Raw genomic sequence first — 13786 nt, 5'->3', positions numbered from 1 at the left:
AATAATTATGGACATTATTACATTTCAAAGTGTTTGGACTGTTACTATTTTTGCTTGTTTCATCGGTATCGTTTGGTGGGCTTTCGGTAAGAATCGTAAGTCGCGCTTCGACGAAGATGCAAACCTAGTGTTCGCTGATGAAGCACCTGCGAAAGATAAAAATCAAGGAGTGACGAAGTAATGAGTACATTCTGGAGTATTTGGGTAACAGTAATCACAATCGGTACTTTGATTGGCTGTGCAGCCTTACTTCGTTGGTGTTCCAACGATAAAACAGGTGTAGAAGAAGGTCATGACATGGGCCATGAATACGATGGTATTCGCGAGCTCAATAACCCACTACCTAAATGGTGGACATACCTTTTCGTTAGCACAATTGTGTTTGCAGCTGTTTATCTAGCTCTATACCCAGGCCTTGGCAACTTTAAAGGTCTACTCGGTTGGACGAGTTCAAACCAAACAGTTCGCAGCGTAGAAGAGTCTCGCTCTGCAATCGCTGCTGCGCAAGCAAACAAACAGTTAGATGCATACGCAAAAGAGCTTGATGATGCAGACACCTACTTTGGTGAAGCATTCAGAAAGCTAGCTCATGACGAAAATGGTCTACGTTCTGTCCCTGACATTGCATCAGATGCTGATGCAATCAAAGTGGGCCAACGCTTGTTCCTACAAAACTGTTCTCAGTGTCATGGCTCTGATGCACGTGGTCAGAAAGGTTTCCCGAACCTAACTGATGACGCATGGCTATATGGTGGTGAACCACAAGCTATCGTTACTACCATCATGCACGGTCGTGTCGGTCAAATGCCAGGTTGGAAAGACGCTCTTGGCGAAGAAGGCGTAAAAGAAGTAGTTAGCTACACACTTAGCCTTTCTGGTCGTAGCGTAAACGCACGTGAAGCAGAGGCTGGTAAAGCTCGCTTTGTAGTGTGTGCAGCATGTCACGGTACTGATGGTAAGGGTAACCCTGCTGTTGGCGCACCTGACCTGACTGACCGCGACTGGCTATTCGGCGATTCTCGCGCTGATGTGACGGAAACAGTCATGTACGGACGTTCTGGTGTAATGCCGGCTTGGAAGGACATCCTCGGTGAGGATAAGGTTCAGCTCGTCTCTGCCTACGTCTGGAGCCTCAGCAACTCAGATAAAGAGTAACATAATAATAACAGCCCCTTCTTAAGGGGCTGTCTTTCTTTTACAGTTATAATCTTAAGTGTTTGTAAAATTTAGTTTTATTTCATTGTATATATTGAGAATAATAATATGGAACAACCTTGGTATAAGCAGTTTTGGCCGTGGTTTTTGCTCTTCCTAACCGTTGGTGTTTCTATGCTAACATTGGTTCGAGTCGCGATACTTACCAACCATTCAGTTCACGTTGTAACTGAAGATTACTATAAAAAAGGTAAAGGTATTAATGTCGACATTTCAAAAGTAAACGTTGCTAAAGAGCTTGGCCTATCAGCTTTAGTTAGCGAGAAAGGTAACTCGGTTATCATTACTCTCGACAAAGGCAAGCTAGACCACTTCCCAGCTATTAACGCAATGTTCGTGCACCGAACGCTGCCTGACCGTGATTTCACTCAGCTACTGACCGCTGATGCGAGAGGCAACTACACGTTGACTCTGGACCATGAAATGCAAGGTCCATGGTTTATCGAGCTTTCTCCGCATAATTCTGAATGGTTAGTGCAAGGTCGCATGAACTTCCCTATTGATACTCCTACTCAACTAACGAACTAAAGCTTATGTGTGAATCCTGTTATCACTGCGGTGAAGATGTACCAGCGGAAACGGATTTTAAAGTAGAAATCTTAGGATCGGTGCGACCTATGTGTTGTCCGGGTTGCGAAACCGTAGCTCAGACAATCGTCGATAGCGGTTTGGTCTCTTATTACCAATATCGTACCGCTCCAGCTGAAAAAGCGGATCTCGTGCCAGAGCAACTTCTGGCACTCAGTCATTACGACAACGAAGATGTTCAATTGGAGTTCGTCCGTAACTCTGAAAACACCTCTGAAGTGACATTGTCACTAGAAGGTGTCTCTTGTGCTGCTTGTGCATGGCTTATCGAGAAGCAAGTCTCTTCAAAGTTAGGGGTTGTTAGTATTCGTGTTAATACCACGACTAACCGTGCTCTGCTCAGTTGGGACAGTACTCAGGCTAAACTGAGCGAGCTGTTGTCTGCAATCCATACCTTAGGCTACAAAGCCGCCCCATTCGAGGCTGATCAACAAGAAGCCGCCTATCATCGTTCGATGAAGAATTATCTCTATCGTCTTGGTATTGCTGGTTTAGCAACCATGCAGGTCATGATGCTGGCTGTTGCGCTTTATCTTGAAGTTTTTGGTAATCTTGAGCCCGAATTCAAAAGTTATTTCCGTTGGGTGAGCTTAATCTTCGCAACACCGGTTCTGCTCTACTCTGCATTGCCTTTCTATATTAATGCGTGGCGTAGCCTCAAAGGTCGAACATTGGGTATGGATGTGCCGGTGTCGATTGCTCTTTTGTTTGCCTACGTTGCAAGTTTGGTCGCAACAGTGACAGAGAAAGGCGAAGTATTCTTCGAATCTATCTCGATGTTCACCTTCTTCCTACTGCTGGGTCGTTTCCTTGAAATGCGCGCACGTCGTAAAGCAGCAGCCGCTAGTGGTAACCTACTTAAACTTGTTCCTGCTATGGCAACAACGTTAGATGGCGAACAAGTTCCAGTAAAAACCTTAAAAGTTGGCGATCAGATTCGCGTTCTGCCGGGTGAACATATTCCTGCCGATGGCAAAGTATTGTCTGGCAGAGTTCATATTGATGAATCGATGCTGACTGGCGAATCTATCCATGTGGTCAAAAACGAAGGCGATACCGTCTTCGCTGGCACATTGAATGGTGATGAATCGTTTGAATTAGAAGTGATGACGTCAAAAGCGGATTCGGTGATCTCCAATATCGTTCGCCTGCAAGATGAAGCGCAATTATCTAAACCTCGCATCGCTGAAATTGCTGATGTTGTGGCTCGATACTTTGTTGCAGTTATCTTGATCATTTCATTTGGTACTTGGTTCTATTGGCACCAAACACGACCAGAAGACGCTTTCTGGATCATGCTTTCGGTATTGGTAGCAACGTGTCCCTGTGCTCTGTCACTTGCAACACCGACGGCGATTACCTGCTCAACTTCTCGCATGGGTAACTTCGGTATCTTGCTGCGCAAAGGCCACGTATTCGAAACCTTGTGCAAAGTGAATCATTTGATCATAGATAAAACAGGCACATTGACTGAGGGTGATATTCGTATCAGCCAAGTTGAAACCTTCTCAGAGCTTGATAAAGAGACATGTTTACAAGTTGCAGCTAGCCTTGAACAACACGCAAACCACCCTATTGCTAAAGCATTCAAGAGCTATGTTTCTGATGAGATCGAAGTAGAGTCAGTTAATAACGTGATTGGTTCAGGCATCACTGGTGAGTGGGATGGCCAAGACGTTGCGATTGGTAGTAGTGAATTCATTCTAGGTGAAGTTCAACCATCGGAAAGTAACGGTATTTACTTGTCGATGGCGGGTCGTCATATCGCAACGTTCACTTATGAAGATCCCATTCGTAAAGAAAGCATCGAGTTTATTAAACAATTTAAAGAAGCGGGAATCAAAACAACTCTGCTGACTGGCGATTCTTTGATTAACGCGAAGCCTGTTGCTGAAGAGATCGGCATTACAGACATTGTTGCCAACGCAAAACCTGAAGATAAACTTGCTTACCTGAACTCTCGAGATGCAAGTGACATTACCATGATGGTTGGCGATGGTATTAACGATGCCCCTATTCTTGCAGGTGCCCACCTTTCCGTTGCTATGGGCGGCGGTACGGATGTGGCGAAAGCCTCTGCGGATATGGTGTTGTTGGGTGATAAGCTCGATAGATTACTTAAGTCGCGTACTTTGGCGTTAAAAACGCGTAAGATAATCCGTGAAAACCTAGCTTGGTCATTAGGGTATAACCTACTGATTCTTCCATTGGCTGTTGCTGGTTTGGTTGCTCCTTACATTGCCGTTGTTGGCATGTCTGCCAGCTCTATTATTGTTGTGTCTAACTCGTTAAGGCTTTTAAAAGAGCAAGGTAAATAATGGAAAGTTTATACATCTTGATCCCCATTGCGATTGTACTTGTATGTATCGCCGTTGGAATCTTTCTATGGGCAGTTAAAAGCGAACAGTTTGAAGACCTAGAACGTCAAGGTCACAACATTCTGTTTGATGAAGACGAAAAGGCTCACAACCATTCTGATAGCAAACCTGTCAAGAATGAGAAAGCTAATAGCGAAAGCCAAACTAACGTAGACAAAAAGAACGATGACGCCTGATTGGATCGGAGCTTTTGTTGTTGGATTGATCGGCGCAGGTCACTGCATGGGAATGTGTGGTGGTATTGCGTCGCTTCTTTCGATTGGCAACAGTAAACCTTCTCCTGTTATTCCCCTACTTTATAACCTAGGGCGCTTGCTAAGCTATGCCGTGATTGGTGGTGTGATTGGCGGTGCAATTTCTTCTATAGGTCAACTAAGCGATTTTAACGCGCTGCTGGGTTGGCTTCGATTATTGGCTGCTGGCTTTATGATCGTCTTAGGTTTGTATATCGGTAAGTGGTGGTTCGGCTTGTTGTTCTTTGAAAAAGTCGGCCAGAAGCTTTGGCGCTATATCTCTCCTTTAGGTAAATCATTTCTACCCTTGAAGCACCCTAGCCACGCTTTACCATTTGGCTTTATTTGGGGTTGGCTGCCATGCGGCCTTGTTTACTCAATGCTAACTTGGGCTGCTGTATCAGGAAGTTGGTACAACGGATCGGGTATCATGCTTGCTTTCGGCTTAGGTACGCTTCCCGCAATGCTCACAGTGGGTATGGGCGCTAATTTTCTCAAAAAACTGCAACGAGCTGACTTATTTCGCCAATTTGGCGCTATTTTAATCCTCATTTACGGTTTCTATACCGGATATATGGCATTGCAGCTCATTATTTATACCGTATAGGTAATCTTCAAATCCGGTTTTTTTACTACCCAACTGGATAAAGGAATGCTAAAATATTGACGTATATCAAATAGTGAAAGATTGTTATGATTTCTGAAAAGCCTGTGACGAAACGTGTTCAGTCTGGCGGCTGTGCAATCCATTGCCAAGATTGTAGTATTAGCCAGCTCTGCATTCCGTTTACTTTGAATGAATCTGAGCTCGATCAACTTGATCAGATCATTGAGAGAAAAAAGCCTATTCAAAAAGGCCAAGAGTTATTTAAAGCTGGTGATGAGCTTAAGTCTCTATATGCTATTCGCTCTGGAACGATCAAGAGCTACACGATTACCGAACAAGGTGATGAGCAGATTACTGCATTCCACCTAGCGGGCGATCTTGTTGGCTTTGATGCGATTACTGGTGACCAACACCCTAGTTTCGCACAAGCGTTAGAAACTTCGATGGTATGTGAAATCCCATACGAAATTCTTGACGACTTATCAGGAAAAATGCCTAAATTGCGTCAGCAAATTATGCGCCTGATGAGTAACGAGATTAAAGGCGACCAAGAAATGATTCTGCTTCTTTCTAAAAAGAATGCGGAAGAGCGTCTTGCTGCATTCCTTTACAACCTTTCTACTCGCTTCTCTCAACGTGGCTTCAGCCCGCGTGAGTTCCGCCTAACGATGACTCGTGGCGATATTGGTAACTACCTTGGTTTGACTGTTGAAACAATCAGCCGTCTTTTGGGTCGTTTCCAAAAAGCAGACATCTTGAGCGTTAAAGGCAAATATATCACTATCGAAGATCACGATGCGTTGATGGAACTTGCTGGCGTTTCAAAAGAATAGCCTAGATATCAATGATGTAGTTCAATAATGAGCTACATCATGTTTCTCTCTTAAAACCTCTTATATTTCTCTTAATCTCTCCATAACTACGCTACATTATTTATATGTTCGGTCTGAAAAAGTAGGCTTAGTTATGAGTATCTATAACAAAATTTTAGTTGTCGCAGACATTAATCACGATGAGCAACCTGCTCTAGTTCGTGCTATCCAACTTGCCAAGAAAAGCACCTCAACAAGCCACATCACTTTCTTTTTGTCGATATACGACTTCTCGTATGAAATGACATCTATGCTCTCTATCGATGAAAGAGACGCAATGCGCAAAGGTGTAATCCATCAACGCGAAATTTGGATGAATAAAGTCGCAGAACCTTACCTAGATGATTCTATTGAATTTAATGTACAAGTGGTTTGGCATAACCGCCCTTACGAAGCGATCATTGCCGAGGTTTACAGCGGTGAGCACGACATCTTGATCAAAGGTACGCGTAAGCACGATACCTTGGAGTCTGTTATCTTTACTCCAACCGACTGGCATCTGTTGAGAAAGTGCCCTAGCCCAGTACTACTGGTTAAAAATGATTTTTGGCCAGATCACGCGAAGATATTTGCTTCAGTTCACGTAGGATCTGAGACAGAAGCTCATTTAGAGCTTAACGATACGATGGTCGACAGATTACTAGAAATCACGGGTCGTTTGGATGCTGAACCGTTCTTGGTGAATGCCTACCCAGTGACACCTGCGAATATTACCATTGAGCTACCTGAGTTTGACCCAACGTCTTATACCGACGCCGTTCGTGGCCATCACTTAACGGCAATGAAAGCATTGCGCCAGAAGCACGGTATGTGTGAAGAGCAAACTGTTGTTGAGCAAGGCTTGCCTGAAGATGTTATCCCTCGTGTAGCTTTGGAAAATAACGCTGCAATGGTGATCTTGGGGACAACGGGTCGTACTGGCTTGTCTGCCGTGTTTATTGGTAACACAGCGGAACATGTTATCGACAAGATTAACTGTGACGTGTTGGCTCTTAAACCGTCTGGTTACGTGAGCCCACTAGACCCTAACCTTTCGAAAGGTTAAGTCAACGGCAAATTTAACTTAAAAAAAACGCCTCAAGCATTGCTTGAGGCGTTTTTGTTTATCTAGAGCTGTGCCATTCCAAATACAGAATGGCTAACATCATCTTTATCGACTCAAATAGCTAAACATTCGTTACGTCGATGAACATAGACTCATCAATGTTTGAAGATGAAATTTCAGCTTCTTCGAATTCGTACGCTTTGCGGTCTTCACTACGGTCTAGTGGAAGATTCACGAAGTCAAACAACTCACGGTCAGCAAGTTGGCTTGGGCTAACGTTCTGAATTGACTTGAAGATCTTCTCAACACGACCTGGCGTTTTAGTATCCCAATCAATTAGCATTGCTTTAATGTTCTGACGCTGTAGGTTCTCTTGAGAGCCACACAGGTTACAAGGAATGATCGGAAACTCTTTGTGCTCAGCGTATTTGATTAAGTCCGTTTCACGGCAGTAAGTCAGTGGACGAATAACAACGTTACGTCCATCATCTGAACGAAGCTTTGGTGGCATAGCCTTTAGGCGTGCACCGTGGAACATATTCAGGAACATGGTCTCTACGATGTCGTCTAGGTGGTGACCTAGTGCGATCTTAGTTGCGCCAATCTTCTCTGCGAACGAGTACAAAGTACCACGACGAAGACGAGAACATAGGCCACACGTTGTTTTGCCTTCTGGCACTTTCTCTTTCACCACTGAATACGTATCTTTATCTACGATGTAGTAAGGAATGTTCAGCGTTTCAAAATACTCAGGAAGAATGTGTTCAGGGAACCCAGGTTGTTTTTGATCTAGGTTTACTGCCACAACATCAAATTTGATCGGTGCTGCTTCACGTAAACGTAGCAAAATGTCTAGCATCGCAAATGAATCTTTACCACCACTAATACATGCCATTACCACGTCATTCTCTTCGATCATGTTGTAGTCGATGATGGCATTTCCAACATTTCTTCTCAGACGTTTCTGAAGTTTGTTGAATTCAAGTGTTTCTTTTCTATTATCGTTTTGGTTCATTGCGACTCTCACACCGTCGTATTACCGACTGTAGATTGCTAGTGGGACTGTTTTAGGGCGTGGATTATACGGATTTTTATTTCATGTTGAAATAGTAACGGTAGGATAAACAAGCTGAGTAATAGAAAGTTTCTACTTTTGTTATTCGATAAGCTTCCTAAACGGCTAGAGAAACGCGTCTAGGCCAGATCTAGGTTTGTATTGAAGATAAAGAAAAGCAGCCTGCTCTAATTCGATGGGGCTGCTTAAGGGTATGTCATGAAAGCTTAGGGGAAGGATTCTGCTAACGCTTACCCGATTAACAAAGATTCCGTTTAAAATTATTGCGCGGGAATGTACGGCAATACGCGAACTGTTGGCTCTGGCAACGTGATGCTGTCACTACCGTTCAACTCTTCTAACGTGAATTTTGCACGCCCTTGTGTGATTGGGATTTGCTTACCGTTAGACAGCGCGATGTTGCCTTCAAGCTTGTTATCAAATTCCAAGGTTAACCCTTCAACATCTGGCGTGAACCAACTAGAGAACATGCCGCTGACGTCTTCTAACATCGCTTGCATCTGTGGTAACAGGCTTTCCAGTAGTGCTACCTCAACTGTTCCAGCCAAAGGTTTTTGAGTCATTACAACCAAAGAATACGCACACTCTTGCTCTTGAGTTTGAACAAAGATAAGCGGGTTTGCTGAACGAAGGTTTTGATCTACAGGTAAAAGTAGTTCATGTGTTGGAGACACTTTTAGCTCTTCGTAGTGCTCTTCTTTTTCCATCCACGCTTTGCTGATGTGGCAGATTGTTTGAGCTTGTTGATCAACAAAGAAGACCGCAACTTTGACGTCATCGTGCCCTTCTTTGGTATTGTTCTTAAGTTGTGTGTAGAGCTTAGAATACGTGAACATGTACTCTTGCGCTGCAGCGGGTAAAGAGACCCCAAGGCTTAATGAGGCTAATAAAGCGAGTGCTGTCTTTTTCATTATTATAATCTTGTTGAAGTTGAGCGTTTATAAATAGAAAGAGCAGCCATGAGCTGCTCTTTATGTGATGCCGATTGGTCATAACCTACTATGAAAGGCAACCAACTGATATCAAATCGAGTTACTTTTTCCAGTATACCGCGTTATGACGGATCATAGCTTGTAAATCAGTCACATAGTCTGAACCTCGCTCAGAATATTTTAACAAGCCATTGGTGAGCTCTGTCGCTGTTTCGGTTGTTAAAATATCATCACCTTGTACAGCAAGTTTTGCACGAATCGCTCTTAGATCGGCGTAAGCACGGTTGCGATTAAGGTTCATGAAGTAACGGTGTACGGATTCTTGGCTTGAAGAGAATGTGGCGACTTCATGCGAGCTACCTTCGTTACGTTGTAGCGGAACAAGGCCACAGCCCCTGGTGTAACACCAGTGTCCAAAATAGTTATTCGCTTTAGTGGCGAAGCGCGATGTCCCCCAAGCCGACTCATTTGCTGCCTGTGTCAGTACAAGCGCCTCTGGCAGTACATTGACGCGGTTAAGCATCTCTGTCAGCCATGCTTGATTCAAACCTTCACTAGGAACAGGTAGGGTGTACAACTTACCTAACCTTTTCGCATAAGACACGTCTTCAGAATCAATATTGCTTAAATTAGACTCAGAGAGCTTAGTTAAAAATACGCGTTCTTTGCTGATACGTTTGTTTTCAATATTGATGCTTGGGCGTAAGAACGAAAAGAATGTGTCCTTTTTTTCGTTCACACCTTCAATAGCCGCAAAGTTCGGTGTGCTCGAAGAGACCGTCAAGTTACCAAACTGATCAACTGAATTGGAGCTCTGCTCCGTTGTACGTCGACGCTCTTCTTCTTGGTAGATATAAGGACCAATCAGTGAAATAGAGCCAACAATAGCCAGCGCCGTCACTTTAAGCGCAAGTGATTTGCTTGCGCTTGCTTGTGTGTCTTTATGCATCGAACACCTGTGGGTTTTTGTTATTGTCGTCGTTATTACTGTCGTTGTTATCGTCATCGTTCATTGGACGATCTGAGGCAATCAGTTTCAACTTAATGCCAAACATTTCACGGTAAAGGATACCTTTCACATGGAAGAAGAACGGAAGAACGAAGATTAAGCCAATGCCGTACATCATCGCAGCCACGATGAACATCAACATAACCATTAGGTAGATAGACGCGACTACGAAGATCTTCTTGTTTACCGCTCTTAATGAAAGCAGCAGCGATTGCATTGGCGGTACTTTCTTGTCACAAATCAGCAGAATCGAATGGCTAAACGCAAGTGAGAAGTAGATAGACAAGAATGGCAGAATCATACCTGCGATGCCTTGAAGCATTAGGCTGAACAAAGTCACTAGAATAACGGGAACCGTAAACTGCAAACCTTTACCGATGTGGCGTACTTTGGTTTGTAGGCCAGCGGCGTGGCTCATTGCCATTAAACAGATACCGGCATAGATAGGCGCACTGATCACTTCATAACTAAAGTTCGCAATAAAAATGGATTCAACGATTTGTGGTGTAAACGACTCTGGGTCGATAACCGCATCTAAGATAACTGCGGGATCACCAAGCTGTAGTTTAAGTGCGATATAAAAGATAGCCAGTTGCACGAACATCAGAGCAATAATCGCAGGGGAAAACGAAAGAAAGTGACTTATCGTATGTTTCCAAGCTTCTTGGAATACAGCCGTTGCTTTGAGCTCATAATCGCCAGAAAGTGCACGGTTGATACTACCGCCCAAATTAAAATCTTTTTCGATGTCGTTGTTCATATTGATACCTAGGTGTGCCGATTAAGCGAAGCCACCTAACTTATTGATAAAAAATTACCTTCATTATACTCATATGTCGGATACAAACTAAAATATGAATCTGTAACAAGGCTTGCTTTTGCGTCTTAATGGTTAATAATTAGACACTTGTTAGGGTGTAAACCCAGTAAATAACAGTATGGTAAAGGATGTTTACTTTTACCTGCGAAATTTTTTATCTTCGAAAGGTAAAAAATGCTTTGAATTCACGTTTTTGGTGATTATGATGCGCGCCTTAAAGGTGTATAGCAACAGGTCTCAAATAGAACCAAGGTGGAGAAAAACAGACGTTGAACGCTAAAAAATCAGTAGGAAAGCCAGTAGTACAGCTAACTGGCATCAGTAAAAGTTTCGATGGTAAGGAAGTCATCGGCAATCTGGATTTAAACGTAAATCATGGTGAGTTTCTCACGATTTTAGGCCCATCAGGTTGTGGTAAAACAACCGTGCTAAGAATGATTGCGGGTTTTGAAACAGCAGATAGTGGTCAAATACTATTGGCTGAACAAAACGTAACCCAAGTTCCTGCTGAACAAAGGCATGTAAACACTGTATTCCAAAGCTATGCCCTATTCCCGCATATGACCGTTTTCGACAATGTGGCATTTGGCTTACGCATGCAGAAAGTACCAAGCAGCGAAATTGAACCTCGTGTAATGGATGCTTTGAAAATGGTGCGCCTAGAACAAATGGCACAACGAAAGCCACATCAGCTATCTGGTGGCCAACAGCAACGTATCGCAATCGCTCGTGCTGTCGTTAATAAGCCTAAAGTTCTTTTGTTGGATGAATCTCTATCTGCGCTGGATTACAAACTACGTAAACAGATGCAAATCGAGCTGAAACAATTACAACGCCAACTTGGTATCACGTTCATTTTTGTAACGCATGACCAAGAAGAAGCGCTGTCTATGTCTGACCGTATTATTGTTATGCGTGATGGCGTGGTTGAACAAGATGGAACACCAAGAGAGATCTACGAAGAGCCTAAGAACTTATTTGTGGCGCGCTTCATTGGTGAAATTAACGTATTCGAAGCGACAGCGAAATCTCGTCAAGATGAAAAACGCATTGTTGCGACAATCGAAGGTGAAGGGTCCATTATCTATCACGATAAAGACGTAACACCGGGTCAAAAACTGCAAGTATTGCTTCGCCCTGAAGATCTTCGTATCGAAGAAATTAAAGAGTCTGAGCAACGCGGTATTGTTGGCCACATTGTCGAGCGAACCTATAAAGGCATGACGTTAGATTCAGTCGTAGAACTTGAATCTGGTATGCGTGTCATGGTTAGCGAATTCTTCAACGAAGATGACCCTGATGTTGATCACTCACTGGGCCAAAAAGTTGCAGTAACTTGGGTTGAGAGCTGGGAAGTGGTATTAGAAGATGAGCAAGAAGTTTAATTTACAAAACGCAATTGTTGCTTTAATCACAGGTTGGTTAGTGCTGTTCGTGATGATTCCAAACATCATGATCATAGGTACTAGCTTCTTAACTCGTGATGAAGCGAACTTGATTGAGATGACCTTCACTCTCGATAACTATGTGCGTTTGGCTGACCCGCTGTATTTTAAAGTGTTGATGCACTCTTTCTATATGGCAATTGTAGCAACCCTACTTTGTTTAATTATTGGTTACCCGTTCGCTTACATTGTGGCAAAAATGCCTGCGAAGTGGCGTCCAATCATGTTGTTCTTAGTGATTGTCCCATTTTGGACTAACTCTTTGATTCGTACATACGGATTGAAAATTGTACTGGGTACTCAAGGTGTCTTAAACAAAAGCTTGTTAGCGCTAGATATCATTGATAAACCGCTACGTATCATGTACTCAGAAACCGCAGTAATGATCGGTTTAGTGTACATCCTACTTCCGTTTATGATTCTGCCACTGTATTCAGCGATTGAAAAACTGGACGATACGTACTTAGAAGCAGCTAAAGATTTAGGTGCGAACAAACTGCAAACGCTATTGAAAGTCGTACTGCCACTAACAATGCCGGGTATTATCGGCGGCTGTCTGTTGGTACTACTGCCAGCGTTAGGTATGTTCTACATCTCTGACCTATTAGGCGGAGCTAAAAACCTATTGATTGGTAACGTGATTAAGAGCCAGGTGCTCAACGCTCGAGACTGGCCGTTTGGCGCAGCGACGAGTATCGCACTGACCATGGCAATGGCTGTGATGCTGTATGCCTACTACCGAGCAGGTAAGCTATTGAACAAGAAAGTGGAGCTAGACTAATGGGTCGCACAGTTAAGTTCAGCTTTATGGCGCTGGTATACGCCTTTCTATACCTACCTATTATCGTATTGATTGCGAACTCATTTAATGCCAATAAGTTTGGTATGAAATGGGGTGGTTTCACGACTAAATGGTATGACGCGCTTATTAACAACGACAGCCTAATGCAGGCTGCGTGGCACTCGATCAACGTAGCGGTGTTCTCAGCAACAGCCGCAACGATTGTCGGCAGCCTTACAGCAGTGGCCCTATTCCGTTACCAATTTAAAGGTAAAGGCATTGTAAATGGCATGCTGTTCATCGTAATGATGTCACCAGATATCGTAATGGCGATTTCGCTTCTTGCGCTATTCTTGGTAATGGGTGTTCAACTTGGGTTCTTTACCCTACTTGCTGCTCACATTACCTTCTGTCTACCGTTCGTTGTAGTAACGGTTTACAGTCGCTTGAATGGCTTTGATGTGAAGATGCTGGAAGCAGCAAAAGACTTAGGTGCAAGTGAATGGACGATTCTAAAGCAGATCATTCTACCTCTTGCCAAGCCAGCGGTTGCTGCGGGTTGGTTATTGAGCTTCACTCTGTCTTTGGATGATGTGATCATCAGCTCTTTCGTAACCGGCCCAACGTATGAAATCTTACCACTGAAGATTTACTCAATGGTTAAAGTGGGTATCTCTCCTGAGGTCAACGCCCTAGCAACAGTGATGTTAGTGGTGTCGTTAATACTGGTGATCATTTCTCAGTTATTAGCGAGAGAAAAAATCAAGTAAGTCTCCTATTCTATAA

At 43.5% G+C, this 13786-nt stretch carries 15 protein-coding genes; 11 read left to right on the top strand and 4 right to left on the bottom strand.

Going from position 1 to position 13786, the window contains the following annotated elements:
* The first annotated feature begins 7 nt into the window (after positions 1 to 7).
* The 8 genes from ITG09_08700 to uspE all read left to right on the top strand — a co-directional run bounded on the left by ITG09_08700 (position 8) and on the right by uspE (position 6938).
* Positions 8 to 181, top strand: coding sequence for a cbb3-type cytochrome c oxidase subunit 3 (locus ITG09_08700; protein UPR50805.1), 174 nt, complete (start codon positions 8 to 10; stop codon positions 179 to 181).
* A complete protein-coding gene (gene ccoP, locus ITG09_08695; GenBank protein UPR50804.1) occupies positions 181 to 1155 on the top strand; it encodes a cytochrome-c oxidase, cbb3-type subunit III in 975 nt (324 codons plus the stop codon). The genes ITG09_08700 and ccoP overlap by 1 nt, the downstream gene beginning before the upstream one ends.
* Before the next feature lie 108 nt (positions 1156 to 1263).
* Positions 1264 to 1743 (top strand): FixH family protein, encoded by a 480-nt coding sequence (locus ITG09_08690; GenBank protein UPR50803.1) that lies wholly within the window; start codon positions 1264 to 1266, stop codon positions 1741 to 1743.
* Between the two features lie 5 nt (positions 1744 to 1748).
* Positions 1749 to 4121, top strand: a complete 2373-nt coding sequence (cadA, locus tag ITG09_08685) for a cadmium-translocating P-type ATPase (protein UPR50802.1) — start codon at positions 1749 to 1751, stop codon at positions 4119 to 4121.
* Complete coding sequence (gene ccoS / locus ITG09_08680) at positions 4121 to 4357, top strand: cbb3-type cytochrome oxidase assembly protein CcoS (GenBank protein ID UPR50801.1); 237 nt, start codon at positions 4121 to 4123, stop codon at positions 4355 to 4357. The genes cadA and ccoS overlap by 1 nt, the downstream gene beginning before the upstream one ends.
* Positions 4347 to 5021 (top strand): sulfite exporter TauE/SafE family protein, encoded by a 675-nt coding sequence (locus ITG09_08675; GenBank protein UPR50800.1) that lies wholly within the window; start codon positions 4347 to 4349, stop codon positions 5019 to 5021. The genes ccoS and ITG09_08675 overlap by 11 nt, the downstream gene beginning before the upstream one ends.
* 86 nt (positions 5022 to 5107) lie before the next feature.
* Positions 5108 to 5854: an FNR family transcription factor gene (locus ITG09_08670; protein ID UPR50799.1), complete on the top strand. Its 747-nt coding sequence runs from the start codon at positions 5108 to 5110 to the stop codon at positions 5852 to 5854.
* 133 nt (positions 5855 to 5987) lie between these two features.
* The gene (gene uspE, locus ITG09_08665) at positions 5988 to 6938 is read left to right on the top strand and encodes a universal stress protein UspE (protein ID UPR50798.1); all 951 of its coding nucleotides are present in this window, start codon (positions 5988 to 5990) and stop codon (positions 6936 to 6938) included.
* A 121-nt stretch (positions 6939 to 7059) separates the two neighbouring features.
* On the opposite strand, the gene ttcA is transcribed toward uspE, so the two are convergent.
* From ttcA to ITG09_08645, 4 genes are all read right to left on the bottom strand, one after another.
* Entirely contained in the window at positions 7060 to 7953 is an 894-nt protein-coding gene (gene ttcA / locus ITG09_08660; GenBank protein ID UPR50797.1) for a tRNA 2-thiocytidine(32) synthetase TtcA, read from the bottom strand.
* A 320-nt stretch (positions 7954 to 8273) separates the two neighbouring features.
* Positions 8274 to 8924, bottom strand: coding sequence for a DUF2987 domain-containing protein (locus ITG09_08655; GenBank protein ID UPR50796.1), 651 nt, complete (start codon positions 8922 to 8924; stop codon positions 8274 to 8276).
* Positions 8925 to 9045: 121 nt separating this feature from the next.
* Positions 9046 to 9894 carry a glucosaminidase domain-containing protein gene (locus tag ITG09_08650; protein ID UPR50795.1) on the bottom strand — a complete coding sequence of 283 codons (849 nt, stop codon included), beginning with the start codon at positions 9892 to 9894 and terminating at the stop codon, positions 9046 to 9048.
* Positions 9887 to 10714: a hypothetical protein gene (locus ITG09_08645; GenBank protein ID UPR50794.1), complete on the bottom strand. Its 828-nt coding sequence runs from the start codon at positions 10712 to 10714 to the stop codon at positions 9887 to 9889. The genes ITG09_08650 and ITG09_08645 overlap by 8 nt, the downstream gene beginning before the upstream one ends.
* A 329-nt stretch (positions 10715 to 11043) precedes the next feature.
* Between ITG09_08645 and potA the strand changes: the two genes are divergently transcribed.
* From potA to potC, 3 genes are read left to right on the top strand one after another with little or no spacing between them, the layout of a single operon-like run.
* Positions 11044 to 12159: a spermidine/putrescine ABC transporter ATP-binding protein PotA gene (potA, locus tag ITG09_08640; GenBank protein UPR50793.1), complete on the top strand. Its 1116-nt coding sequence runs from the start codon at positions 11044 to 11046 to the stop codon at positions 12157 to 12159.
* A complete protein-coding gene (potB, locus tag ITG09_08635; protein ID UPR50792.1) occupies positions 12143 to 13000 on the top strand; it encodes a spermidine/putrescine ABC transporter permease PotB in 858 nt (285 codons plus the stop codon). The genes potA and potB overlap by 17 nt, the downstream gene beginning before the upstream one ends.
* The gene (gene potC / locus ITG09_08630) at positions 13000 to 13770 is read left to right on the top strand and encodes a spermidine/putrescine ABC transporter permease PotC (GenBank protein ID UPR50791.1); all 771 of its coding nucleotides are present in this window, start codon (positions 13000 to 13002) and stop codon (positions 13768 to 13770) included. The genes potB and potC overlap by 1 nt, the downstream gene beginning before the upstream one ends.
* Positions 13771 to 13786: the final 16 nt, after the last annotated feature.

This window comes from Vibrio cyclitrophicus, from assembly GCA_023206055.1.
Lineage (GTDB): Bacteria > Pseudomonadota > Gammaproteobacteria > Enterobacterales > Vibrionaceae > Vibrio > Vibrio cyclitrophicus_A.
The sequence above is the reverse complement of the archived record's forward strand: the minus strand, read 5'-3'. Positions and strand labels throughout refer to the sequence as shown.